This is a genomic window from Actinoplanes sp. M2I2, from assembly GCF_023544445.1.
Lineage (GTDB): Bacteria > Actinomycetota > Actinomycetes > Mycobacteriales > Micromonosporaceae > Actinoplanes.
Window position 1 is genome coordinate 1 of sequence record NZ_JALPVJ010000016.1, and the last position, 24,419, is coordinate 24,419.

Genomic DNA, 24,419 nt, shown 5'->3' on the forward strand with positions numbered 1-24,419 from the left:
GAAGGCTCCGTCATCCAGGGCTGGCGACAAGCCCTCGGCGCCCTCGCCCTGCACTACCCAGACCGCATCGGCCCTTACATCAACTAACAAACCACAAGATCACTTACACAAAAATCTTGACAGGCTCCCGGCCTGCACGCCCGCACTTCACGGCCGCGGGCGCTCGCTCAGAGGACGCTCGACGACCAGCCCAGTCTCTCTACGACCAGCATTCGCTATCCGCGCGGGAACCTTTGCCCGTCCGACGTCCTCTTCCCGTCCGGCGTCCTGTCCGCGGGCGGCCGCCTTGAGCGACAGCAATCCGATCCACACGAGACCGGTGAACAGCGCCACCCGCTCGAACAGGCCGCTCGGATTTCCCGGCAGCACCCCGGCGTCGTCGAGGACCACCAGCACACTCCCTGCGACGAACGCGACCGCCATGACGACGGCGACGAACGCACCGACTCGGCCCAGCCCCAGACACCGCCCGAGCACCACCGCCGCGGCCACTCCGGCGACACCCAGCACGATCGCCACCACTTGATGGGCGAAGCCCACCCCGGTTCGCGTGGGAGCCACGTCGGGTGGATATCCGATTCCCGCATCGGTCGGCAGCGCCGCCAGCACCACCAGGCAGGCTCCGCACCAGAACACGAGGACCGCCGCCCAGCGACCCGACCTGGTCAGTTGCAGGCGGCGGCGCAGGCCCTCGGCGCCCAGCAGCAGCCAGATCCCGCAGCAGACCATGTTGGCCGTGGCCAGCGGGCCACCGGGTCCCAGCGACAGCTGGCTGATCCAGTTGCGGTTCGGGTCGTAGCCGGGCCTCGTCATGCCGGCCACCGTCACGAAGCCGATCATCTGGACCGCCGACACCGCGCACGCCGCCGCCAGCAGCCTTGCCGCGATCTCGCACTGTCCGGGCCTGCCGATCCTCACCCGGGTGAGCTTGCCACCAGCCCGCAGCAGCCACCCACCCCATGCGCGCCCACCTCAGGAACTGTCCACCCCGGGAGCCACTCCCGCTGTGCGCCACCCACCGCGTTGGCTATCCGGCCGCGAGCTACTCGCCGGGGAAGCCACTCGCGCCGTACGCCGTCGACCGCGGGAGCCGTTCGCGCCATAGCCACCGCCGCACGAGCCATCCACGCCACCAGCCGGTTGTGCCATGACCCATTCGCGCCACCAGCCACCCACGCCACCAGTGAGTCATGATCCATGAGCCAGTTGCGCCATGAGCCTTGCGCCTTCGCGGATCCGACCGCCCCCACAGCTACGTCTGTCCTATCTAGACTGCGAGGATGACTCAGCTCGACACCGGCGTCCCCCATTCGGCCCGGGTCTGGAACTACTGGCTCGGGGGGACCGACAACTTCTCGGCGGATCGGGCGGCCGGTGACGACTTCGCCGCGTTCTATCCCGACATCGTCGCGGTGGCCCGCAGTTCCCGGGCCTTTCTCAAGCGCGCCGTCACGTATCTGGCCGCGGAGGCCGGTGTGCGTCAGTTCCTGGACGTCGGCACCGGCATCCCCTCGGCCGAGCACACCCATCAGATCGCGCGGGCCGCGGCCGCCGACGCGCAAGTCGTCTACGTCGACAACGACCCCCTGGTGCTGTCGCACGCCCAGCAGGTGCTCGCCGCGGAGGCGGTCTATCTCGACGCCGATCTGCGCGAGCCGGGTTCGATCATCGCGTCGTCGGGGCTGGACCTCAGCCGACCGGTGGCCCTGATCCTGACGAACATCCTCGGGCACCTCGCCGACCTCGACGAAGCCGTGGCCGTCGTCCGCGGATTGATGGCGCCGCTGCCGGCGGGCAGCTATCTGGTCACCGCCGACGGCACGAACGTGATCGACGGCCCGGCTTTCGAGGCGGCCATCGCGGTGTGGAACGACAACGCTCCGCTCTCCTATCACCTGCGCCGGCCCGATGAACTGGCCCGATTTCTCGACGGGCTCGAGGTGCTGCCACCGGGGCTGGTGCCGTGCGCGCGCTGGCGGCCGGCGCCGGGTGCCTCGCCGGAGGATCTGCGAGAGACCGACGAGTACGCCGCGGTGACCCGCAAGCCCTGACAGCGGTGAACCGCATGATCAACGGGGACCTGTGAAGGTGATTTACGTTTAAGCGGCAGGCTCACACGACCGAGCGCCCTGCAGAGCCCGGACGCGGGGTACAGCGACATCGTCGCCTGGGACTGGGCGAGCCTCGTCACGGCGCTGGGCGGGGACAAGGTCGAATACCACCGCGCGGAGACGGCGGCCGACCTGCGGCATGCGCTCGGGGCGATCGGCGACGGGTTCGCCTTCGTCGAGGTGGTCCTCGACCGGGACGACGCCCCGCCGCTGCTGCGCGCGCTGGCCGAGCGCAGCGGCGGCGGGTCGTCCGCGAAAACTAGGCGACGGCGGTCGCGTACGCCGCCGAGCCGATCAGCTCGAGCGACACCTGCAGGCGCTCGAGGCTGATGTTCTTGGCGATGGTGTCCTCGGGGCTGTGGTACGGCGGTTCGAGCAGCGCCGGGGACTCCTCGCCGCGCCAGGAGAAGTTGGCCGCGGCGATGCCGACCTCCTGGAACGACTGGTGGTCGCTGGAGCCGCGCAGGGTCACCGGGGAGATCCGCGGGGCGTAGCCGAGCCGGCCGGCGGCCGCGGCGACCTCGTCGGTGGCCCGGTTGGCCAGGCCGGTGAACGAGAGCAGCCAGTACCGGGTGGCCGGGTCCCAGCTGGTGGCGACCATGTCGTTCTGATAGACGGCGAGGATCCGGTCGCGTTCGGCCTGGGGCAGCTGGGCGACGTAGTAGCGCGACCCGATCAGGCCCTGCTCCTCCGAGCCCCACAGCGCGAAGCGCAGCTGGGCGTTGGTCGGCAGCTTGCGCAGCACCCGGGCGAGCTCCAGACAGAGTACGGTGCCGGAACCGTCGTCGTTCGCGCCGGGAGCGCCGATCACGGTGTCGTAGTGGGCGCTGACCATGACCACGGGGCCGTCGGCCGGGGCGCCACGGCGGCGCGGGGCGTTGGCGATCACGTTGTTCGACGTGAGGTTGCGGTGGGCGACCGTCGACAGGGTCAGCGTCAGCCGGCGGCCGGCCAGCAGCGCGCGCAGCCGGTGCTTCTGCGCCTGGGCCACCCCGACGACCGGGATCGGTACGGGACTCTCGGCGTAACCGGGCAGGGCGGGGCTGAACGCCGAGGCACGGCGCGGCTCCACCAGGTCGGCCGGCAGGAAGATGACGGCGGCGGCCCCGCGCGCGACCGCGGTGGCCACGACCTGCTCACGGGTGGCGGCCACGTAGTCGATCAGCAGGATCTTGCCCTTGACGTCGGCCGGGTAGTCGGCTTCTCCGCCCGCACCGGCGTCGAGCACATCGCCGCGGACCTTGGTGTCCAGGGCCGCGTTCGGCGAGGCGCCAGCCTGCCAGTTGAGGTCGGTGGGCAGCCCGCGCGGCGAGCCGAGCTGGGCCAGGAACTTGTCGGCCACCGGGAACGGCTGCAGGTCCACGTCGTACCCGAGGCTGTCGAGCACTCCCGAGAGGTAACCCGCGGCGACCCGCTCGGACCTGGTGCCGCCGATGCGCGGGCCGATGCCGATCGACAGGACCTTGAGGTGGGCCAGGGCGCGCTCGGCCGACACCCGCTTGGCCACGTCGAGGTCGTGGCCGGTCAGCGCGGGTGGCCGGGCCGCGCCGGGGCGTTGCCCGGTGGCGGCCCAGGCGGGTGCGGGCAGGGCGACAGTGGCCGCCCCACCCAGCGCGATGGACAGCATGCGCCTGCGGCTGACCGCGGACGGGCGCTTGTGCGTCTCCAAGGTTCCTCCTCGTCGATCCGGCTCGTGATCCGGCGAGGGCGCGAGGCCGTGGTCGGGCCGCCGCTCCCCGTGACTGATGAACCTAGGGCGTACATTGCGGTTCTTCAATACTTACAGCTGTACATACGCTGAGTGCCGGGCTGTCCCTCCTGCATACCGGCTCCGGACGGACCGCGCCGGGCCGATCCGGATCTTGGTCCCGCGAGATGCCGCGACGGGCCGTGAGCGGGCGGCCGGCCCCGGACGCGGTCGGTTGATCCGCCGGCTCGCCCGCGAGTTGATCCGTCGCCCGGCCAGGGGGTTGATTCGCTGGCTGGCCGGTAAGTTGATCCGTCACCCGGCCGGTAAGTTGATCCGTCACCCGGCCGGTAAGTTGATCCGTCACCCGGCCGGTGAGGCGATCCGTCGGCCGGCCGGTGAGGCGATCCGTCGGCCGGCCGGTGAGGCGCGGACCGACCCCCCGAGCCCAGCCGAGCAAGTCGAGCCGATCGCGCGCAGCCGTCACCGGCCAGCCCAGACACGCACAGCCGCCCGGGTCCCTCGAGCGGATCGAGGGGCCCGGGCGGCTTTCGTGAGCAGTTGGAGCGGGGTCAGGCCGGCTTCTGCAGGCTCGAGCTGGCCGTGGGCGGCGCGGCCGGGTCGTGGTCGAGCTCGGCGGTGGACGGCTCGTCGTCCTCGCCCGGCGGTTCCGTACCTGGTGGTTCTCGGTCGGGCGTCGGCTCACCGCTGGGATGAGCGAAGAGATAACGCACGGCCGTGTTGACAACGGCCAGCAGCGGTACGGCGATCAGACCACCGACGATGCCGGCCAGGACCACACCGGCCGCGATGGCCAGGATGACGGCCAGCGGGTGCAGCGCCACGGCCCGGCCCATGATCAGCGGCTGCAGGACATGACCTTCGAGCTGCTGTACGGCGATCACGACGCCCAGCAGGATCAGCGCCTTCACCGGGCCCACGGTCACCAGCGCGACCAGGCAGGCAACCGCGCCGCTGACGGCGGCGCCGACCACCGGGATGAACGCGCCGAGGAAGACCAGCGCGGCCAGCGGCAGTGCGAGCGGCACCCGGAGGGCGAACAGGCCGATGCCGATGCCGATCGCGTCGACGAACGCGACCAGAACGGTGGCGTGCACGTACGAGACCAGGGTGTGCCACGAGTAGTGGCCGGCGCGGGCGGTGGGCACCCGGGCGGTGCGGGGCAGCAGCCTGCAGACGAAACGCCAGATCTGGTCGCCGTCCCGCAGGAAGAAGAACAGGGTGAACAACGTCAGGAAGAAGCCGGTGGCGACCTCGCCGATCGTCGTCGCGGTCGTCAGCGCGCCCGAGGTCAGCGCCCCGCGGTTCGACGTGATCGAGGTCTGGGCCTGGGCGATCGCGTCGTTGATCTGATCCTGCGAGATGTGCAGCGGGCTCCGGGCCAGCCAGTCCTGCACCTGACGGACGCCGTCGCCGACCTGTGCGCTCAGCGTGTCGAGCTGCGAGACGACGGTGTTGACGATCAGGCCCAGTCCGCCGAAGACCACGATCAGCGCGGTGATCAGGACCAGGGCGGCCGACGGGGTCCGGCCCATCCCCCGGGTGCGCAGCCAGGCGGCGACCGGTTGGAACATGGCGGCCAGCAGGAGGGCCACGACGACCGGGATGATCACCACGTCGAGCCGGGCGATCACCTGCAGCAACAGCCAGCCGACGGCGAAGAAGAGCACGATCCGCCAGGCCCACGCGCCGGCGACGCGGACCGCGCGGGGCAGACCGTCCTCGTCGCGCGGCGATGCATCGACCATCACCACCGGGGTCGCCGTCCCGGCGGCCGACTCGTATAGGAACGGCGGGGGCACCGCGCCCTTGCGAGCCTGTTCCAGGCGGGCCCGAGCCCGCTCACGTACTTCGTCAATCCAGGCCATCCGGTCCTCTTCCCACACCGCCGGACAACCGCGCGCCGACCCGGAAGCGGGCACGACGCACCGCCACCGAACCGGCCGACGCATCTGATTCGGATGCGGGTTACCCCCGCGCCGGAATGGGAAACACGGGCCAGCGCCCCCGGCGTATTGCGACCGGCGGGCGCGTGGGCAAAGAATTGTTCGGACGATCGATTTAATTGCTCCGTACGGAGCCGCTGTTCCCCTTTCCGGCCGGGTACGAGGTCGTGCCGTGAATGTACGAATCAGATCTCGTCCGAAGGGCGGCATACCCCCATAGGAGCAGCGCATGCGGGTCGGCACAACTCTTTTTCAGCGCCCCGCCGGACACCGGAAAAGAATTGCCGGATAGCGCCGATCGGACCATCTGTCGCGCATTGTTGTGCTGAGCTGTCCGGGACCGAGCAAGTCAAATACCCGGAAGGAAACAAGATGCGCAAGAACGACCGCCGGTTCGCCTCCGGCGCGGGCCTGCTGGCCGGCGCCGTGCTCGCTCTGGGCCCCGCCTCCGCGGCGCTCGCCAACGAGCCGGACTCCACAACCCCGCTGGGCGGCGCCGCCCAGGCGGGTCCCGGCCAGTTCGTCGCGCCCGCGTCCCACGGCGTCCCGAACATCGTCGTGATCATCCTGGGCAGCCTCGAGGGCCTGCCCGGCCTGTCGGGCTGGCCCATGACCCCGCCGCCGCCCGACGACTCCCAGCCCGGCCAGCCCGCGGGCACCGCCGAGCCCGGCACCTCGCAGCCGGCCGACAACGGCACCGGCACCGGCACCGGCACGTCCGAGCCCGGCACAAGCCCAGCGACCGGATCCACCCCCACCACCACACCGACCCCGACGAACACAACCAGCCCAACCTCTCCGACCGACACCACAGCCCCGACGGGTGCGACCCCGACGGACACGACGACCCCGGGCACCACCACCACGCCTCCGACGACCGGCACAGCAACCACCGACGCCACCGGCACCGCCGCGACCGACACGACCGGCACGACGGGCACCGCCACGGCGGACACCACGAGCACGACCGGTACCACCGGCACAGTCACGGCTGACACGACCAGCACGACCGGCACCGCCGCGACTGACACCACCAGCACGACCGGCACGGCTACGACCGACACCACCGGCACAACCGGCACGGCTACGACCGACACCACCGGCACAAACGGCACCGCCGCGACTGACACCACCAGCACGACCGGCACGGCTACGACTGACACCACCGGCACAACTGGTACCGACACCACCAACACGACCGGCACCGCCGCGACCGACTCCACCGGCACGACCGGGGCGGCTACGACCGACACCACCAACACGACCGGTACCGACACCACCAACACGACCAGCAACGCCGCGACCGACACCACCAGCACGACCGGCACCGCCGCGACCGACACCACCAACACGACCGGGGCGGTTGCGACCGACACGACCGGCACGGCGATCGCAGACACCACGAGCACGACGGGCACGGCTGCGACCGACACCACGAGCACGACCGGCACGACCGGCACGACCGGCACGACCGGCACGACCGGCACGACCGGCACGACCGGCACGACCGGCACGACCGGCACGACCGGCACGACCGGCACGACCGGCACCGACACCATTGGCACGGCGGCCGCCGACACCAGCAACACGACCGGTGCGGCTGCGAGCGACACGACCGGTGCGGCAGCAACGGGCGCGACAGCGACCGACATGACCACGACCGGCACGGCCACAAGCGACACCACCGGGCAGACGACCACCGACACGACCGGGGCGGCGACTGGCACGACGACGGGAACGGCTGACGCCACCGCCTCGACCACGGCCGACACGGCGGCGACGGACACCACCGGGTCGGCGACGACCGGGTCGGCGAACGGCACAGCGACGAACGGCGCAGCGACGAACGGCGCGACGACGAACGGCGCGACGACGACCGCTGACGGCACGAACGTCACCGGCGTCGACATCACCGGCACCGCAACCACGCAGAACGGCACCGCCGGCACGCCCGCGCCGGCTGGGCTTTGAGTCCGTAGGCCCCTACAGAACCGGCCGCATGCCGGGACGACACGTGCATGGGCCGACGCTCCCGGGTGGAGCGCCGGCCCGTCGTATGTACACCGTCAACTCATGTGTACACAGTCAATACGTCTGCATACAGTCAACTCGTTCGTACACAGCGCCGTCATTCGTGCACAGTTCAGTCGTGCCGCCTACGGGGCTGGGGTGCCGTTCACGGACAGGTTGCGCAGGCGGCCACGGTTGTCGAACGAGCCGAAGCCGACCCGGCCCGACGTGAACGTGGTGTCCCGCGCGGTCATCAGCGGATCGGACGACCCGTCGACGTACACCGCGATCTCCCCCGTCGCCGGCAGGTGCTTGACCCGTACGTCGTGCCAGCGCTCGTCCACCACCGCCGGGTTGGCCCCGCGGGAGCGGCCGTTCCACTGGTAGTCGATGCGCTCACGGTCGGCGTTGTTGACCTTGAAGATCCCGTTGTGCGGCAGGATCGTGTTGTCGGTCGAGAGGTGCGCGTAGTAGAACTCCGTGTCCGACTTGTAGCCGAAGACGATGATCACGTCTCGGTTGGTGAGCGACACCGGCTCGTCCAGCCGCACCTGGGCGCGGATGTCGACCGACTGCCAGACCGGGCCGGCCGTCAGCACCGCGTACTCGAAGGGCCGTCGCGGACCGGGCCGCTGCGTTCCGGCCTCGGCCAGGATCACCTGCCCGTCGCTGAACTGCCACTTGGCCGGCGTGACGGGCGCCCAGTTCGACGCGCGGGGCGCCGGCGAGATCCGCACCGGTCCGGCCGGGGCGGCGGCGAACGTCCGGGTTCCGGTCACCTTCCAGATCTTGCCATTGGCCTTCGCGAGGATGTAGAGCTCGCCCTGCGCGTCCGTGCCGAACCGCAGGTCGACCCGGTTGGGGTCGCCGGGCGCGCCCGGCCCCGAGAGGTCCTGCATCCGCACGGGCGTCCCGTCCGGGGTGAAGAGGTTGAGCCGGTGGAGGGTCGCCGGGGCCCGGCCGCGCCGCATCTCGGCCGCCTCGGTGTAGAGCACCCGCCCGTCCACGAGGTCGCCGAAGACGTACTTGCCGCGCAGCGCCGGCACGTCCCGGCCGCGGTAGACGAAGCCGCCGGCCACCGCGACACCCACGTCGGAAGTGCAGTTCCAGCCGGGCGCCGGGTTGTGGTCGTACGCCGCGACGGGATAGACGTAGCCGCTGTCGTCGGCCGGAAGCGGGAACAGCCGGTCGCACGGCGTCGCCGGGGTCTTGTCGAAGACGAACGCCCCCTCGCGCTCGCTCCAGCCCATGTTGTCGCCGGCGCGCACCTCGTAGATGGCCTCGATGGCGTGCTCGCCGATGTGGCCGAGGTACAGCTTGCCGGTGGCCCGGTCCCAGCTGAACCGGTGCGGGTCGCGGTAGCCGTACGAGTAGATCTCCCCCGCGGCCCCGGCCTGCCCGGCGAACGGGTTGTCGCGCGGGATCCCGTACTTGCCGTTGGGGGCGTCGGTCCCGGCCGGGTCGATGCGCAGCAGTTTGCCGTGCGGGAGGGCCAGGTTCTGCGGGTCGGTGTTGTTCACGCCGAGGCCGCCGTCGCCCACGGCCAGATAGAGCTTGCCGTAGTCGGCGGAACCGCGGCGCGCGGTCGGGTTGAAGTTGATCTCCTGGATGCCGTGGATCTGGCCGCCGAAGCCGATCCGCAGCAGCTCGCGGTGGGTGCCGGCGAAGGTGTCGGCGGCCGGGTCCGTGGCCTTCCACTCGTTGATGACGCCGTGGTAGAGCACGGTCGCCTGGGCGTAGTCGGGCACTGCCGTGGTCTGCGCGGCCTGCTCGGTGTGGATCGTGTAGAACTGGCCGTTGCGCCGGAAGTCGGGGTGGAACGCCACGTAGCCGAAGCCCTGCCCGAGCCCGCGGCCCGAGAAGAACTGCGGGGCGAACGTGGCGGCCACGTCCAGATAGACGCTGGGCACGCCGTTCTTGACGAGGTAGAGGTTGCCGTTGAGGTCGGGCACCGCGCGCCGGCCCGAGCCGTCGGGCACCTCCATGATGGTGTTGATCCGCGCGACCCGGTTGAGACGCTGGTCGACCAGCGGCGGGTTGGTGACGCTCTGCGGGAACTGCGCGTACTCGGTCAGGACGAGGCCGAGTTTGGACGTGACCGGTTCGGTGGGCACCGGGTCGTGGACCGGAGTGGGGTCGGCCGCGTGGGCCGGCAGGCCGACCAGGGTGGACAACAGCACCGCACCGACCGCGGCGATGGCGAATCTGCGCATGGGGACTCCTAGAAGCGGCGGAACTGGTTCGCGACCTCGCGAGCGGTGAGCGAGCGGTCGAGGAACATCAGTGCGTCCATCCGGCACTCGCACGGATTGCGTTCGACGGTGTTCTGCGGGAAGCTCCCGCCGATCTTGATGCCGCGGGCGTCGGCGGCGCTGGTGACGTGCGGGCCCGGGCCGTTGATCAGCCAAGGGTCGTCGGCGCGGGTGTACGAGCCGGGCACAGCCTTGCCGTCGCGGTAGAGCGCCATCGTGCCCGTGGTGAAGTCGAAGGTGGCGGTCAGGTGCACCCACTTGTCCTTGGGCAGCAACGTCCGCCAGTCCTCGTCCGCGGCGAAGGTCTGGGAGTTCCCGCCGTCGAGGCGGCGGCCGAGGGCGACGAGTTTGAGCGTGCCGTTGACGTCGATGAGCTCGAGCAGCGCGCGGACGGCGTGCCCGTCGGAGTCGCCGGTCAGCACCCCGGCCAGGCCGATCGCGTTGAAGCCGGCCGCCGGGCCGTCCATCGAGCGCTTGAACCAGCCCATCACGGTGGTGCCCTCGGCGTTGCTGAACGGGCGCAGGGTGCGGACCCCGCTCGCCGAGTAGATGCCGGCCTTCCAGTCGTCGTTCCCGGTCACCCCGGGGTTGACCTGCCGGGTCTGCAGGACGCGCCCACCCCCGGGATAGGCGCGGTCGGCGACCCGCATGGCCGTCCCGCCGTTGACCAGTTCGATCTCGGTGCTGGAGCGGCCCTGGTCCTGCTCGAGGGCGGGGTCGCCGGGCAGCGGGTGGTCGAAGTCGTAGTAGGCGACCAGGTTGGGCCGCAGGGCGGGGTGGACGTCGCGCGGGCCGGCGTCGCCGCCGGCCGACACGGGCGACGGCGCCGTGGTGGCCGCGAGGACTGCGGCGACGACGACGGCGACGCGTCCGGTTCTGGGCATGGGAGCACCTCTCGTCAGGGGACAGGTGGCTTCTCGGCGGGACGGCCGCCGAGATAGAGCTCCCCGAGCTGCGGGTCGGCCAGCAGGTCGGCCGCCGGCCCGGAGATGTGCACGCGCCCGAGGTCGAGCACGCACCCCAGGTCGGCGGTCTGCAACGCGCGCCGGGCGTTCTGCTCCACCAGCAGCACCGCCGTCCCGGCGTCGCGCATCCGCACGACCTGCTCGAAGATGGTGCTGGTGGCTTTGGGGTCGAGACCCATCGACGGCTCGTCGAGCAGGACAACCTTGGGGTCGATCATCAGCGAGCGGGCGAACTCGACCTGCTTCTGCTGCCCGCCCGAGAGCAGCCCGGCGAGCGAGTGCCAGCGCTCCCCCACCACCGGGAAGAGCTCCTTGACGAACGCCGCCCGCTTCGCCCGGCGGGCCTTGTCGGTGAGCGTGTAACCGCCGAGCAGCACGTTCTCCTCGACGGTCATCTCGCGGAACACGCTGTGGCCCTGCAGGACCAGCGCCACCCCGGCGGCCAGCATCTTCTGCGGCCCCGAGCCGGTCAGGTCGCGGCCGCCCACGAGCACCCGCCCGGAGCGCGGGCCGAGCAGACCGCCGGCCACCTTGAGCACGGTGGACTTGCCGGCGCCGTTCGGGCCGACGAGGCAGACCACCGAGCCGGCCGGGACCGCGACGCTGAAGCCGCGCAGCACCGGGGCGGCCCGGCCGTACCCGGCCTGGACGTCGACGAGTTCGATCTCAGACACCAAGGTAGGCCCCCAGGACTCGTTCATCGGCTCGGATCTCGGCCGGCGGACCGGCCGCGATCGGCCGGCCGCGGTCGAACACCACGATGTGGTCGCTGATGCTCATCACCAGGTCCATGTTGTGCTCGACGATCACGAACGTGCGCCCCTCGGCGTTGAGCTCGCGCACGAGCGTGCCGATACGGTCGAGCAGCGCCGGGTTGACGCCGCCGGCGGGCTCGTCGAGCAGGATCGTGTCCGGCTCGGCCATCAGCACGCCGGCCAGTTCGAGCAGCTTCTGCTGCCCCCACGACATGTTCCGGGCCTCCGCGTCGGCCAGGTGCTCGATGCCGAGCCGGGTGAGCCAGCCGAGCGCGCGTTCCCGCTCGTCGCGGCGGTGGGCACTGCGCAAGCCGTGCAGCAGGCCGCCGGGGCGCACGGCGGCGAGCACGTTGTCGACGGCGGTCAGGCGCGGGAACACCCGGCAGAGCTGGAAGGTACGACCGACGCCGGCCCGCGCGACCACGTGCGGCGCCCGCCCGGTGAGGTCCTTGCCGCCATAGGTGACCTGGCCCGCGTCGGGCTTGATCATGCCGGTCACGCAGTTGAAGAACGTCGTCTTGCCGCTGCCGTTCGGGCCGATCAGCGCGTTGACCCGGCCGGGCTGGAACTCGACGTCGGCGCCGTCGATGGCGACGACTCCCCCGAAGGCCTTGCGCAGGCCTCGCGTCTGCAGCGTCATGAGTTGGCCGCCTCCCGCTCGCGCCGGCGTTGCTCGGCCAGGTCGGCCGCGGTGACCTCGCGGATCGAGCTCTGTTCGCGGTTGCGCAGGCGCTGGACCAGGGCGGCGAGCGACGGGATCACGCCGTCGGGCATGAACATGACGACCAGTCCCAGCAGCAGGCCGGTGGTCACCAGGTGCAGCGGCGTGCTGCCGAACTCGACCTTGAAGTACTCCAGCGCGAGGCCCACGACGATCGCGCCGAGCACCGGGCCGAACAGGTTGCGGACCCCGCCGAGCAGGGCCATGAGCACGATGTAGGAACCGGTGAGCACGGAGAACTGGAACACCGGGTCGAGGTCGCCGAACCACAGCGCGTAGAGCCCGCCGGCCAGCGCCGTGAAGGCCGCCGACACCACGAACACCGTGAGCTTGTACGCGAAGGTCGGCGTCCCGAGCGACTCGGCCTTGTCCTCGTCCTCGCGGATCGCCTTGAGCCCCATGCCGAAGCGGGAGCGGTCGAGCAGCCACCAGGTGGCCAGGGCGAGCAGCAGCAGGCCCCCGTACAGGAAGAAGAAGACCCGGTGATGCTCGGGCCGCAGCATGCCCGGGAAGGGGCGGGGCACGACCAGCCCCCGCGAGCCGCCGGTGACCGACGACCAGCTCTGGAAGACCAGCAACAGGATGAGCACGAGCGCGATCGAGACGATGACGAACGACGCACCCCGGACGCGCAGGGCGGCGAACCCGATCGGCACCGCCAGCGCGGCGACGAGCAGCGCGGCCGCGACGAGCGCGACGAAGCTCGGGAGATCGGCCTTGGTGATGAGCAGCCCGGTGGCGTACCCGCCCAGACCGGCCAGCGCGCCGTGGCCGAGCGAGATGTAGCCGGTGAAGCCGCCGACGAAGTTCCACGACGTCGCCAGCACGGCCCAGTTCAGGACGATGACGCCGCTCGAGAGGACGTACGGGTTGGGGGCGAGGCTCGGGAACACGAGGATCGCCGCGATCAGCAGAACGCCGGCGCCGAGCGGCAGGTAACGGCTAGAAGCGCTGGGCAAGGCGGCCTCCGAAGAATCCCTGTGGCCGGACGGCCAGGGTGGCGAACAGCGCCACGTAGAACACGGTCTGGGCCCAGGTGGCGCCCATCGGGATCTGCAGCAGGCTCTGCGCCAGGCCGAGCAGCAGCGCGGCCGCCGCGGCGCCGGGCACGCTGCCCAGGCCGCCGACCACGATGATGGCCATCAGCGGGCCGATCCAGTGCCAGTGCAACGAGGGATAGATCGTGGTGTCGAGCGACAGCGCCGTGCCACCGACCGCGGCGGTGGCCAGCCCCAGACCGAAGCCGAAGCCGGCCGTGCGCTCGGTGTCGATGCCGACCAGCCGGGCCGCGTCGCGGTGCTGGATCGTGGCCCGCAGCGCCCAGCCGAACTGCGTGCGCTTCATCAGCACGTACAGGCCGGCCAGCGACACCGCGGCCAGGGCGAACGCGATCAGCTTGACCACGGCCACCCGGGCCCCGAAGAGCTCGAAGCCGGCGGTGCCGTAACCGAGCTGGATGCGGCGCTGGGTGCCGCTGAAGGCGTACCCGAGGAGTCCTTCGATGATCAGCGCGATCGCGAAGGTGATCAGCACCGACATCATCGTCAGGGTGGCCGGGCGCAGCCTGGAGAGCAGTCCCCGCTGCAGCAGCACCCCGGCGCCGAAGAACAGCGGCACGGTCACCACCATCGACAGCAGCGGGTCGACGCCCAGCCGGGAGTTGGTCCACCAGGCCAGGTACGCGGCCAGGATGAGGAACGCCGAGTGGGCGATCATCACGACCCGCATGATCCCGAAGTAGAGGGTCAGCCCGGCGGCGAGCAGGGCGTACAGCCCGCCGAGGAGCAGACCGAGGATGATGCTCTGGACGAGCAGCGCGCCGGACGGCATCAGCGGGTCACCAGGCCGGCTTGGGGTAGACCAGATCGGTCTCCTTGGCGTCGGCCGGCAGCACGATCCTGATGTCGTTGCCGACCCACTGCTGGATCATGTGGGCGCCCTGCGGCTTGCCGGTGGCGTCCCAGCTGAGCGGTCCGACCACGGTCTCCACCTTGTTGGCGTGCAGCCAGTCGATCATCTTCTGCTGGCACGCGCCCTGCTCGGCACAGCCGGCCGCCTGGACCGCCGCGGCGACGACCTGACCGGTCGTGTAGCCGTTGGCCTGGTCCTCCTCGGGCGCCTTGCCGAACTGGGCGGTGAACTTCTCGACGAACTCCTTGTTGCTCGGATACGGCGCGTCCTGGCTGTAGCCGGTGGGCGAGAGGATGCCCTCGGTCTTGTTGCCGATCGCCTTGGCGAACTCCGGGCTGGTCGGGGCGGTGGAGAAGGCGGCCAGCTTGGGCTGATAGTTGAGCTGCTGCAGGGCCACGATGAGGTTGACGCCGTCCTGGTACTGCGAGCCGCCGACCACCATGTCCGGCTTGGCCGCCGCGATCTTGGCCGCGATGCTGCCGAAGTCGGTGGTGTTGGGCGGGTAGACCTCGTCCACGACGGTCTTGACGCCACCCGCTTCGAGCTTCTTCTTCAACCCGTACGCCGTGCCCTGCGCGAAGGGATCGTCCATGGCCGCGTAGGCGACGGTGGCCGGCTTCTGGCCGGCGGGCAGCGCCAGCAGGTGTTCGGCCAGGTGGTTGTAGTGGTCGTCGGCGACCGCCGGGGCCGCGTAGAAAAGATTCTTGAAGCCCTGGTCGAAGACCTCGGCGGCTGCGCCGGCGGGCTCGACGAAGAGCATGCCGTACTCCTGGGCGACGCGCGCCGACGGCACCACCAGCCGGGTCGAGAATGGGCCGACGACCAGGTCGACCTGGTCGCTGCCGATGAGCTGCTCGTAGTCGGCGACGACCCGGTCGGCGTTCGACTGGTCGTCCAGGATCTTGAGCTCGATCTGACGGCCGAGCAGGCCGCCCTTGTCATTGGTGATCTTGGCCCAGGCCTCGTACCCCTCCTGGACGCCCTTGCCGGGCTCGGAGAAGTCGCCGGTCAGCGGCAGCGAGATGCCGACGACGATGGGGTCGTCGGAGCTCTCGCCACTGCCCTCGTCGCCGCCCCCGCCGCAGGCGGCGAGGACCAGGGTGACCGAGGCGCCGAGCGCCAGGGCCCACGGTGCACGTACGAGTGAACGCATCCTCGCAGCTCCTTTGCCGGGACGTAAGCGCTTGCGAAAGCGCTTACGTAGCCTAAAGTGGTCGATGCGTGACTGGCAACACCCGCGAAACAATTGGTCGTACCGGCGATCCCCCGGCCTGGTGATCACGTCCCGCGACGACTCGTGGAGAGTGGACGCATGCCCAAGCCCGGTGTGAGGTTGCGCCTCGTCGACATCGCCGAGCGCGCCGGCGTCTCGCTGGCCACCGCGTCCCGCGCGCTGTCCGGGCGCGACGGGGTCAGCGAGGAGGTGGCGGCCCGCATCCGGCGGATCTCCGAGGAGATGGGCTACGTCGCCAACCCGTACGCCCGCACCCTGGCCGGCGGGGCCAGCTCGACGGTCGGCCTGGTCGTGCACCAGGTCGACGACCCGTACTTCTCCGAGATCGCCGGCGGGGTCATCCGGGTCGCCGACGAACAGGGCCTGCTGGTGCAGATCTGCCACTCCGGCCGAGACCCCGAGCACGAGCTGCGGCAGATCCGCCACCTGATCAACCAGCGGGTCCGCATCATCATCGTGGCCGGTTCGGGTTTCGCCGACACCCGGCACGAAACGGCGGCCCGCGAGGAGCTGTCCGGTTTCGTCCGGGGCGGCGGGCGGGTGGCGGTGATCGGCCGGCACTCGCTGGGCGTCGACGCGGTGCTGCCCGACAACGAGGCCGGTGGGCGCGCGCTCGGCGAGCACCTGCTCGGATTGGGCCACCGCGACATCGCCATCGCCTCGGGGTCGGCCGAGCTCAACACGGTCGTCGACCGGATGGCCGGCGTGGCCGCGGCGCTGCGGGCGGCGGGCCGGTCGATCGCCGACCTGCCGATCGTCCACACCGAGTTCACCCGCGACGGCGGGGTGGCCGCCACCGAGCGGATCCTGCGCGACCACCCGTCGACGACGGCGATCATCGCGCTGAACGACGCGATGGCCATCGGGGTGCTGTCCACGCTGCGGGCCCACGGCGTACCGGTGCCGGAAAGAGTGTCGGTGGTGGGCTTCGACGACGTGTCGGTGGCGGCCGATCTCGCGCCCAGCCTCACCACCGTCCGGCTGCCGATGACCGACATGGGCAAGATGGCGCTGGCCCTCGCGCTGCGCCCGCCGGCCGCGCGACCGCGGCGCCGCTCGACCGGTCACACGCTGGTGGTCCGCGACTCGACCGGTCCGGCCCCCGGCTGAACGGCTGATTACCGGTTACTTCGGGGTGCCGCTCTTGTCCTGGTACCCCGGCGTTCGTACGGTTGGACGCCATGGATCTCAGTCGGCAGAGCGACCTGGCCGTCATCGCGGCCGCGGTGCTCGCGCTGGAGCAATGGACCTACCGGGTGGGCGCGGCCGGCATGGCCGCGATGCGGGGGCTGCCCGCCCTGCACGCGGCGGTCGACCAGCACGTCGCGCACATCCGCGGCGTCGTGGCCGACCAGGGTGGCCGGGTGCACCCGGCCACCCTGGCGGCCTACGCCGACGGGGTCGCCGACTCGGTCACCGCCCGCGGCTGGACGGCGCGGGAGGTGCTGGCCGGCTGGGAACGGCCGTCGTGGCCGTCGGTCCATCTGCTGGCTGTCTGCGTCCTGGCCGAGGCCTGCGCGCTCTGAGCGGCCGGCCCCGGCCCGGACGGTGACGTCCGGTGAGTGGCGTCAGGCGAACTTGCGGCGGCCGTCCTCGTCGGGCAGGTCGGCCTCGATCTGCTCCTTGCGGACCTCGCCGCTGACGGTCTCCTCGTCGCGCACGGTCTCCTTGTCGAGGCGCACCCGCTCGACCGGCACTGTCTCCTTGTCGACCGTCGGACGCTCGGCGTGCAGGGTGACCTCGTGCTCCGACTCGGTGATGGCCGGGCCGCCCAGCGCGGCGTCGCGGTTGGCGTCGGTGATCGGCTCCCGCTCGAGGCGTACCTCCTCGCGCGAGACCGGGACGCTGACCTGCTGCTGCTCGGTCACCACGTACTTGCGCAGCCGGGCCCGTCCGGTCTGCTCGACCTGGGTGTTGACGTTGAGCCGCTCCTCCGAGCGGGTCATGGCGTCGTCGCCGGTGGCGCCCCGGCGCTCACCGGCGTAGTCGCCCGCGCCGGAGGTCGTGCGGCCCTCGGCGTAGGTGCCGCCGCTCCGGCCCTGGGCGTAGGTCGTGTCCGACCCGGCGTAGGTCGTGTCCGACCCGGCGTAGGTCGTGTCCGACCCGCTGTAGTTGGCTCCGGCCGTGGCGGCCCCGGCCTGGTAGGCGCGGTAGCTGTCCTCCCAGCTCAGGCCGTAGTACTGGTAGAGCTTCTCGACGTCCTGGCCCTGCAGCGGCTCGTCGTGCGAGGCATCGACGTTGGGGGCGTCCTTCACCATGGCCTTGTCGAACGGCACGACGAGGCGGTCGTCCCGCAGGTCGGCCTGATCCAGCGGCACCAGCGACTCGTTGAGTCCGAAGAGTCCGGTCTTGACGCTGGCCCACGCGGGCCGGCCGAGACCGTCGTCCCACACCTGACCGACGCTGCCGATCTTGTCGCCGTCGTTGTCGTAGACATCGGTGCCGTGCAGACGGTTGGCGTGCTCGAGGTTGATCATTTGGGGGGCTCCTTTCGCTTGTTCGCCTCCGGCCCCCGACCTACCCGGCCCTCTTGTCGTTATGCAATCAATCGCGGTGAACGGTTCTTCATTCACCCTCGGGGTGCTTCGGACCGGCCGCCGGCGCCCAGCGGCGCTCGATCGTGACCGTCGTGCCGGTCGCCGTCGCGGTCACCCGGACGTCGCCGTAGGCGTTCATCAGCAGCGCGCCCCGGCCCCGGTCCCGGGACGGCGGCCGGGCCCGCCAGCCGCCGAAGTCGCGCACCACGATCCGGACCAGTCCGTCGGACACCCGCAGGTGCATCTGGACCTCGGGTCGGGTGGGCCGCTGCGCGTGCTCGACCGCGTTGTTGACCGCCTCCGTCGCGGCCACCTGCAGATCCTGCAGCAGGTCCTCGTCGATGCGGTCGTCGCCGAGCGCCCCGCGCAGGTCGCGGCGCGCCGCCGCCGACGCCGACGGGGAGAGCGGGTACGTCCAGGTGACGTCCACCTCGGCCAGGCCGGCGCTGACCGGCGCGGGCAGGTCGCCCCGCCGCCGCAGGAACACCGCGGCGATGTCGTCGTGCTGCGGCTCCCGGACGTCGGACGCCACGGTGTCGAGGAACGCGGCCGGGGCCGTCCGGTTGCTCTGCGCCACCGCACAGCGCCGCTTGAGGCGCTTAAACCCGACGTCGATCGAAGCCGGGAACTCCTCCACGAGGCCGTCGGTGTAGAGCAGCAACTGCCCACCAGGCGGCACTGTCCCCTCGTTCTGCCGGTAGGACGCTCCGCGCAGCCCCAGCGGCGGGCCGATCAGACCGGTGAGCACGTCGGCGGTCAGCTCGGGCCCGCTCAGCACCGGAGCCGGATGACCGGCGGTGCACCACGAGAAGGCGCCCGTCGCCGGATCGAGCCGCAGCACGAAGAGGGTGGCCGTGACCGCGGTACGCAGCCCGCCGAGCAGCGCCGCCACCCGGTCGACGACCCGCGCCGGTGCGGCGTCCTCGACGGCGTAGGCCCGGACCGCATTGCGGATCTGCCCGGTGGCGACGGCCGCGCCGAGCCCGTGCCCGGCGACATCGCCGATGCTGACCAGCAGCTCACCGCCGGGCAGGGCGAGCACGTCGTACCAGTCGCCGCCGATGTGGCCCGCGGCCGGACGGTACATCCCTTCCAGGTCCCAGCCCTGGACGGTGGGCAGGCTCTCGGGAAGCAGGCTCTGCTGCACGGTGAGCACCATCTGGCGCTCGTGTTCGAGCTGCCAGCGGCTCTGGGCCAGGGAGGCGAGCATGCCGGTCATGGGGGCCAGCAGGTCGTCGACCTCGCCGGCGATGCGGTGGCCGCGATCCAGCTGCACGGCCAGCTCGCCGATCCGGGAGCCGTCCCGGCCCTCGATGGCGGCCCGGACCCATGGCCCGTCCGTCCTGATGTCCGGCCCCGGCTCGGCGGAGGCGCTGAACCGCAGCGGGGCCCGCCGATCGCCGCCGTCCAGCTCGGTCACCGCGGCCACCCCGTCGACGAACAGGAGCGCCTGTTCGGTGACGGCCTGGATGGCGTCCTCCAGGACCCGGCCGGAGGCGATCACCGCGGCCGTGCCGGCCAGCGCGCTGAGTTGCCGGGTGTGGGTGGAGCGCAGGCGGGCGAGCCGCAGGGTCGATCGCACCCGGGCGACGAGCTCGGCCGCGGTGAACGGCTTGACCACGTAGTCGTCCGCCCCCGCCGACAGGCCCTCCACCCCGGACTCCTGGCCGGCCCGGGCCGAGAGCATCACCACGGGAAGCGTCCGGGTGGCCGGCTCGGCCCGGACGGCGCGGGTCAGCGCGAAGCCGTCGAGCCGGGGCATCATGACGTCGGTGAGCAGAAGGTCGGGCGGGTCGGCGCGGATCATCTCGAGCGCGCTCACGCCGTCGGCGGCCGTGCGCACGACCCAGCCCTGCTCGGCCAGCAGACGCGAGACGTACGCCCGCATGTCGCTGTTGTCGTCGGCGACCAGGATCCGTTCGCCGTCGCCGGCCGGGACGGGCTCCTCGTCCGGGGCGGTCATCCAGCCGGCGGCCTGACGGGCGGCCGACCGCGCGGTGGCCAGACCGGCCACGTCGCCGTCCGGGCCGGGCGCGGCGGCCCGGCCCGGGTCGATCGCGGCCCACGGCAGCCGGACGGTGAACGTGGTGCCCCGCGCCGGGGTGCTCTCGACGTCGACGTCCCCGCCCAGCAACCGGGTCAGCTCGCGCACCAGGGCCAGGCCGATGCCGCTGCCCTCGTGGCTGCGCGAGCGCGCGTCGCGGACCCGGTGGAAGCGGTCGAACAGATGCGGCACCTCGTCCGCGGCGACGCCGATGCCGGTGTCGGACACCTCGAGGGCGACTCCCTGATCGTCGGCGTGCAGGCTCACCCGGATCTCGCCGACGAACGTGAACTTGAGCGCGTTCGACAGCAGGTTGGTGACGATCTTCTCCCAGTTGACCGGGTCGACGGCGACCGGCCGGGGCGTCGGCGGGCAGTCGACCGTCAGCCGCAGCCCGGCCCGCTCGACCGCCGCCCGGAAGACCCCCGCGAGATCGGCCGTCAGCCGGGCCAGATCGACCACGCGGGGGGCGTTCGCGGGCCGGCCGGCCTCCAGGCTCGAGAACGTGAGCAGGTTGTTCACCAGGCCGAGCAGCCGGTCGGCGTTGCCCGTGGCCGTCTCGATCCTCGTCCGCTGGGCCTCGCCCAACGGCTCGTCGGCGTCGGCCAGGGCGTCGGCGAGCGGTCCGAGCAGCAAGGTCAGCGGCGTCCGGAACTCGTGGCTGACGTTGGTGAAGAAGTCGGTCTTGACCCGGTCGAGCTCGGCCAGCGCCGCGGCCCGCTCCCGTTCCTCCTGGTAGGCCTTGGCGTTGCGCACGGCGACCGCGATCTGTTGCGCCAGCAGCTGGAAGAAGGCGCCGTACGTCTCGTCGAGCGCCTTGCTCGGGCTGACCCCGGCCACGATCGCGCCCACCGGCCGGCCCTGGTCGGCCGACGGCAGCGGGTAGGCCACCGCCGTACGGACCGGATCGTCCCACGGGCCGGCGGGCACGACGATCTGATCGGCGACGTCGTCGCGGCGGCCGGTTCCGCCGCCGGCCGTGGCCCGAAGGTGCCAGATGTCCTCGGCGTCGTGCGGCCCGATCGCCTCCGGGAGAGCCGCCTCCGGCGTGGCCCCGGTGGTCGCCACCCGCCGCAGGACGTCGCCCTCCCGCAGATAGATGGCGGCGAACGGGACGTCGAGCGGATGCTCGCCGAGCACCTCGCACAGCCGAACGCAGATCTGGTCGACGTCGCCCGGCGCGTCGGGCAGCGACAGGTCGCGCAGCAGGCGCAGCCGGCGCTCGCCGATGACCTGGTCGGTCACCTCGCTGCAGACGGTGAGCACCCCGACGGTGTCGCCGGCGTCGTCGCGGGCCGGGGCGTGCGAGACGCTGAAGTACGCCTCCTCGCGGTAACCGGCCCGGTCGAGCAGCAGCTGCAGGGCCGGCACCCAGCTGGCCACGCCGGTCGCCATCGCGTCGGCGATGAGCGGCTCGAGCACGTCCCAGCCCTCGGCCAGCGTGACCCGCACGTCGTTGCCCAGCGCGGCCGGGTGGCGGTTGCCGATCAGCGCGGAGTACGCGTCGTTGTACAGCTGGGTGTAGCGGGGGCCCCAGAGCAGCAGCATCGGGTAGCGCGACGACAGCACGATCCGGACGGTGGCCCGCAGGCTCTGCGGCCAGCCGGACACCGGCCCCAGGTCGGTCGACGCCCAGTCGAGGCCGGCCATCACGCGCCCGGTCTCGCCGCCCCCGGTGAACAGGTCCTCCGCGCTGATCTCAGCCGCGCTCATGTTCTCCGCGCTCATCGACACCGCGCACCGCCGCTCATGCCAGCCTCGTTCCCGGCCGACCGGCCGTGCCAGATCCCTCGTAGGGGCCACCGATACCCCGATCACCGACTTTCGCACACCTGTGGTGTCCGGCCGCGACGAGGTGAGGCCTCGGTGCCCGAGGAGAAAAACGTGTGATCTGTGTAGTTTGGCCCCGACGGGCCAGGGTAGCCGTGCCGGGAGAGACGATCACTGAGGAGAGGCTCTGTATGGAAGCGAGCAAGCCCGTCAAGAAGGTCAAGGATGTCGTCGAGGCGGCCGCGGCGAAGGTGTCCGAGGCCTTGGGCGACCGCATCCCGGGTTCGCCCGGCAGCGGCACGCCGACGGTCGACGAGCCGACCACGCCGACCGGCCCGCCGCCGCCCAAGAGCGAGCAGGACGCCCCCGAGACGGTCACCCCGACCGGCATCGCCACCGGCGCACCCAAGATCAGCAAGTCCCAGCAGGGTGAGTATCTGACCACCTCGCAGGGCGCCCGGCTGCGTGACACCGACCACTCGCTCAAGGCCGGGCCGCGCGGCCCCCTGCTGCTGCAGGACCACCACTTCCGCGAGAAGATCACGCACTTCGACCACGAGCGGATCCCCGAGCGGGTGGTGCACGCGCGCGGCGCCGGCGCCCACGGGACGTTCACCGCGTACGGCACCGCCTCGGAGGTCACCAAGGCCGGCTTCCTGGCCAAGGGCAAGGAGACGCAGGTCTTCGTCCGCTTCTCGACCGTGCTGGGCTCGCGCGGGTCGGCCGACACCGTCCGGGACACGCGGGGCTTCGCGACGAAGTTCTACACCGACGAGGGCACGTTCGACCTGGTCGGCAACAACATCCCGGTGTTCTTCATCCAGGACGCCATCAAGTTCCCGGATATCGTCCACGCCGCCAAGTGGCACCCGGACCGCGAGATCCCGCAGGCGCAGAGCGCGCACGACACGTTCTGGGACTTCGTCTCGCTGCACACCGAGGCCCAGCACCACACCATCTGGAACATGTCCGACCGCGGCATCCCCCGCTCGTACCGGACCATGGAGGGCTTCGGCGTCCACACGTTCCGGCTGGTCAACGCGGCCGGCGAGACGGTGCTGGCCAAGTTCCACTGGAAGCCCAAGCTGGGCGTGCACTCGCTGGACTGGGAGGAGGCGCAGATCGCCGCGGGCGTCGACCCCGACTTCCACCGCCGCGACCTCTACGACTCCATCGAGGCCGGCGCGTTCCCCGAGTGGGAACTGGGCCTGCAGGTCTTCCCCGACACCGAGGACGAGACCTTCGCCGGCATCGACCTGCTGGACCCGACCAAGATCGTGCCGGAGGAGCTGGCCCCGGTCCAGGCGGTCGGCAAGCTGGTGCTCACCGGGGTGCCGACGAACTTCCACGCCGAGGTCGAGCAGGTCGCCTTCCATCTCGGCCACCTGCCGCCCGGCATCGACGTGACCAACGACCCGTTGCTGCAGGGCCGGCTCTTCTCGTACGTCGACACGCAGCTCAGCCGGCTGGGCGGGCCCAACTTCTCGCAGATCCCGATCAACCGGCCGCACGCGCCGGTCAACGACATGCTGCGCGACGGCCTGCACCAGCACGCCGTGCACGGCGGCGTCGCCCCGTACCGGCCGAACTCGCTGGACGGCGGCAACCCATTCACCACCGACGAGGGCTTCCTGGACCTTCCCGTCCGGGTGGCCGAGTCGACCAAGGTGCGCGAGAACCCGGTCTCCTTCGACGACCACTACAGCCAGGTCCGGTTGTTCTGGCAGAGCATGACGCCCGTCGAGAAGGAACACATCATCCGGGCTTACACCTTCGAGCTGGCCAAGTGCTACGAGCAGGCGATCAAGGAACGTCAGCTGCAGTGCCTGGCCAACATCGACCCGGTGCTGTGCGAGCAGGTGGCCACCGGCCTGGGCCTGCCCGTGCCGTCGGCCACCGTGCCGCCGGTCGAGGTCGAGGTGAGCCCGGCGCTGTCCCAGATCGGCGGCGAATGGCCGGCGGACGGCCGCCTGATCGGCATCGTCGTGGACCCGGCGGCCGGCCTGGACGGCGTGGACGAGGTCCGCGCGGCCGTCTTCGCGGCCGGCATGGTCCCGCTGGTGATCGCCCCGCACGGAGGTGTGGTCGACGGCGTCACGGTGCAGCGGACCTTCGCCACCGCCCGTTCGATCGAGTTCGACGCGATCCTGCTGGCCGGGGCCCCGGCCCCGGCGCCGGACGCTCTGCCGGCCCGCGACGCCAAGGCCGGGGCGGCCTCCTCGCCGGCCGTCGACCCGCGGGTCACGCTGCTGATCGACGAGGCGTGGCGCCACGCCAAGGCGATCGGCGCCTGGGGTGCGGGCGTTTCCGTGCTCGAGCAGGCCGGCATCGCCGGCACGCCGGGCGTGGTGGCCGCCGACTCGGCCACCGCCGCGCTGACCGGGCTGCAGGCACTCCTGCCCAAGCACCGGGTCTGGGAGCGTTTCCCGGCCACCGTCGCCTGAGTCACCGTCGC

17 protein-coding genes are annotated in these 24,419 nt (G+C 71.6%); 4 read left to right on the plus strand and 13 right to left on the minus strand.

The window, feature by feature from the left end:
- Window positions 1-147: 147 nt before the first annotated feature.
- On the minus strand, window positions 148-918 hold the full coding sequence (locus tag HJC40_RS29840) for a DUF998 domain-containing protein (protein WP_250006145.1): 771 nt from the start codon (window positions 916-918) through the stop codon (window positions 148-150).
- A gap of 362 nt (window positions 919-1,280) precedes the next feature.
- Here HJC40_RS29840 and HJC40_RS29845 point away from each other — a divergent pair, with 362 nt between their 5' ends.
- Window positions 1,281-2,051, plus strand: coding sequence for an SAM-dependent methyltransferase (locus HJC40_RS29845; protein WP_250006147.1), 771 nt, complete (start codon window positions 1,281-1,283; stop codon window positions 2,049-2,051).
- A 319-nt stretch (window positions 2,052-2,370) separates the two neighbouring features.
- Here the strand turns inward: HJC40_RS29845 and HJC40_RS29850 are convergent, their stop codons facing one another.
- The 10 genes from HJC40_RS29850 to HJC40_RS29895 all read right to left on the minus strand — a co-directional run bounded on the left by HJC40_RS29850 (window position 2,371) and on the right by HJC40_RS29895 (window position 15,532).
- Entirely contained in the window at window positions 2,371-3,780 is a 1,410-nt protein-coding gene (locus HJC40_RS29850; protein ID WP_250006149.1) for a M28 family peptidase, read from the minus strand.
- Window positions 3,781-4,370: 590 nt separating this feature from the next.
- Window positions 4,371-5,687: an AI-2E family transporter gene (locus HJC40_RS29855; RefSeq protein ID WP_250006151.1), complete on the minus strand. Its 1,317-nt coding sequence runs from the start codon at window positions 5,685-5,687 to the stop codon at window positions 4,371-4,373.
- 263 nt (window positions 5,688-5,950) lie between these two features.
- Window positions 5,951-7,714 (minus strand): hypothetical protein, encoded by a 1,764-nt coding sequence (locus HJC40_RS29860; RefSeq protein WP_250006153.1) that lies wholly within the window; start codon window positions 7,712-7,714, stop codon window positions 5,951-5,953.
- 207 nt (window positions 7,715-7,921) lie between these two features.
- Window positions 7,922-9,988, minus strand: coding sequence for a sorbosone dehydrogenase family protein (locus HJC40_RS29865; protein ID WP_250006155.1), 2,067 nt, complete (start codon window positions 9,986-9,988; stop codon window positions 7,922-7,924).
- An 8-nt stretch (window positions 9,989-9,996) separates the two neighbouring features.
- Complete coding sequence (locus HJC40_RS29870; protein WP_250006156.1) at window positions 9,997-10,911, minus strand: LamG-like jellyroll fold domain-containing protein; 915 nt, start codon at window positions 10,909-10,911, stop codon at window positions 9,997-9,999.
- 14 nt (window positions 10,912-10,925) lie between these two features.
- Window positions 10,926-11,666: an ABC transporter ATP-binding protein gene (locus tag HJC40_RS29875; protein ID WP_250006158.1), complete on the minus strand. Its 741-nt coding sequence runs from the start codon at window positions 11,664-11,666 to the stop codon at window positions 10,926-10,928.
- A complete protein-coding gene (locus HJC40_RS29880) occupies window positions 11,659-12,387 on the minus strand; it encodes an ABC transporter ATP-binding protein (protein ID WP_250006160.1) in 729 nt (242 codons plus the stop codon). Before HJC40_RS29880 ends, HJC40_RS29875 begins: the two co-directional genes overlap by 8 nt.
- Complete coding sequence (locus HJC40_RS29885) at window positions 12,384-13,427, minus strand: branched-chain amino acid ABC transporter permease (RefSeq protein ID WP_250006162.1); 1,044 nt, start codon at window positions 13,425-13,427, stop codon at window positions 12,384-12,386. The genes HJC40_RS29880 and HJC40_RS29885 overlap by 4 nt, the downstream gene beginning before the upstream one ends.
- Window positions 13,411-14,298 carry a branched-chain amino acid ABC transporter permease gene (locus HJC40_RS29890; protein ID WP_250006164.1) on the minus strand — a complete coding sequence of 296 codons (888 nt, stop codon included), beginning with the start codon at window positions 14,296-14,298 and terminating at the stop codon, window positions 13,411-13,413. Before HJC40_RS29890 ends, HJC40_RS29885 begins: the two co-directional genes overlap by 17 nt.
- 7 nt (window positions 14,299-14,305) lie before the next feature.
- Window positions 14,306-15,532, minus strand: a complete 1,227-nt coding sequence (locus tag HJC40_RS29895) for an amino acid ABC transporter substrate-binding protein (protein ID WP_250006166.1) — start codon at window positions 15,530-15,532, stop codon at window positions 14,306-14,308.
- Between the two features lie 159 nt (window positions 15,533-15,691).
- Here HJC40_RS29895 and HJC40_RS29900 point away from each other — a divergent pair, with 159 nt between their 5' ends.
- Both HJC40_RS29900 and HJC40_RS29905 read left to right on the plus strand, forming a co-directional pair.
- Window positions 15,692-16,723: a LacI family DNA-binding transcriptional regulator gene (locus tag HJC40_RS29900; RefSeq protein WP_250006167.1), complete on the plus strand. Its 1,032-nt coding sequence runs from the start codon at window positions 15,692-15,694 to the stop codon at window positions 16,721-16,723.
- A 71-nt stretch (window positions 16,724-16,794) separates the two neighbouring features.
- Window positions 16,795-17,139 carry a DUF6401 family natural product biosynthesis protein gene (locus tag HJC40_RS29905; RefSeq protein WP_250006168.1) on the plus strand — a complete coding sequence of 115 codons (345 nt, stop codon included), beginning with the start codon at window positions 16,795-16,797 and terminating at the stop codon, window positions 17,137-17,139.
- A gap of 42 nt (window positions 17,140-17,181) precedes the next feature.
- Here the strand turns inward: HJC40_RS29905 and HJC40_RS29910 are convergent, their stop codons facing one another.
- On the minus strand, window positions 17,182-18,090 hold the full coding sequence (locus HJC40_RS29910; protein WP_250006169.1) for a DUF2382 domain-containing protein: 909 nt from the start codon (window positions 18,088-18,090) through the stop codon (window positions 17,182-17,184).
- Window positions 18,091-18,178: 88 nt separating this feature from the next.
- A complete protein-coding gene (locus HJC40_RS45580; protein ID WP_284043937.1) occupies window positions 18,179-21,922 on the minus strand; it encodes a SpoIIE family protein phosphatase in 3,744 nt (1,247 codons plus the stop codon).
- A 233-nt stretch (window positions 21,923-22,155) separates the two neighbouring features.
- Here HJC40_RS45580 and HJC40_RS29930 point away from each other — a divergent pair, with 233 nt between their 5' ends.
- Complete coding sequence (locus tag HJC40_RS29930) at window positions 22,156-24,408, plus strand: catalase (protein ID WP_250006170.1); 2,253 nt, start codon at window positions 22,156-22,158, stop codon at window positions 24,406-24,408.
- The last annotated feature ends 11 nt before the right edge of the window (window positions 24,409-24,419 follow it).

Coding starts and splice junctions, on each gene's coding strand:
- HJC40_RS29845 (WP_250006147.1), top strand. CDS start 1,281: ATGACTCAGCTCGACACCGGCGTCCCCCATTCGGCCCGGGTCTGGAAC.
- HJC40_RS29855 (WP_250006151.1), bottom strand. CDS start 5,687: ATGGCCTGGATTGACGAAGTACGTGAGCGGGCTCGGGCCCGCCTGGAA.
- HJC40_RS29865 (WP_250006155.1), bottom strand. CDS start 9,988: ATGCGCAGATTCGCCATCGCCGCGGTCGGTGCGGTGCTGTTGTCCACC.
- HJC40_RS29870 (WP_250006156.1), bottom strand. CDS start 10,911: ATGCCCAGAACCGGACGCGTCGCCGTCGTCGTCGCCGCAGTCCTCGCG.
- HJC40_RS29880 (WP_250006160.1), bottom strand. CDS start 12,387: ATGACGCTGCAGACGCGAGGCCTGCGCAAGGCCTTCGGGGGAGTCGTC.
- HJC40_RS29890 (WP_250006164.1), bottom strand. CDS start 14,298: ATGCCGTCCGGCGCGCTGCTCGTCCAGAGCATCATCCTCGGTCTGCTC.
- HJC40_RS29895 (WP_250006166.1), bottom strand. CDS start 15,532: ATGCGTTCACTCGTACGTGCACCGTGGGCCCTGGCGCTCGGCGCCTCG.
- HJC40_RS29900 (WP_250006167.1), top strand. CDS start 15,692: ATGCCCAAGCCCGGTGTGAGGTTGCGCCTCGTCGACATCGCCGAGCGC.
- HJC40_RS29905 (WP_250006168.1), top strand. CDS start 16,795: ATGGATCTCAGTCGGCAGAGCGACCTGGCCGTCATCGCGGCCGCGGTG.
- HJC40_RS29910 (WP_250006169.1), bottom strand. CDS start 18,090: ATGATCAACCTCGAGCACGCCAACCGTCTGCACGGCACCGATGTCTAC.
- HJC40_RS45580 (WP_284043937.1), bottom strand. CDS start 21,922: ATGAGCGCGGAGAACATGAGCGCGGCTGAGATCAGCGCGGAGGACCTG.
- HJC40_RS29930 (WP_250006170.1), top strand. CDS start 22,156: ATGGAAGCGAGCAAGCCCGTCAAGAAGGTCAAGGATGTCGTCGAGGCG.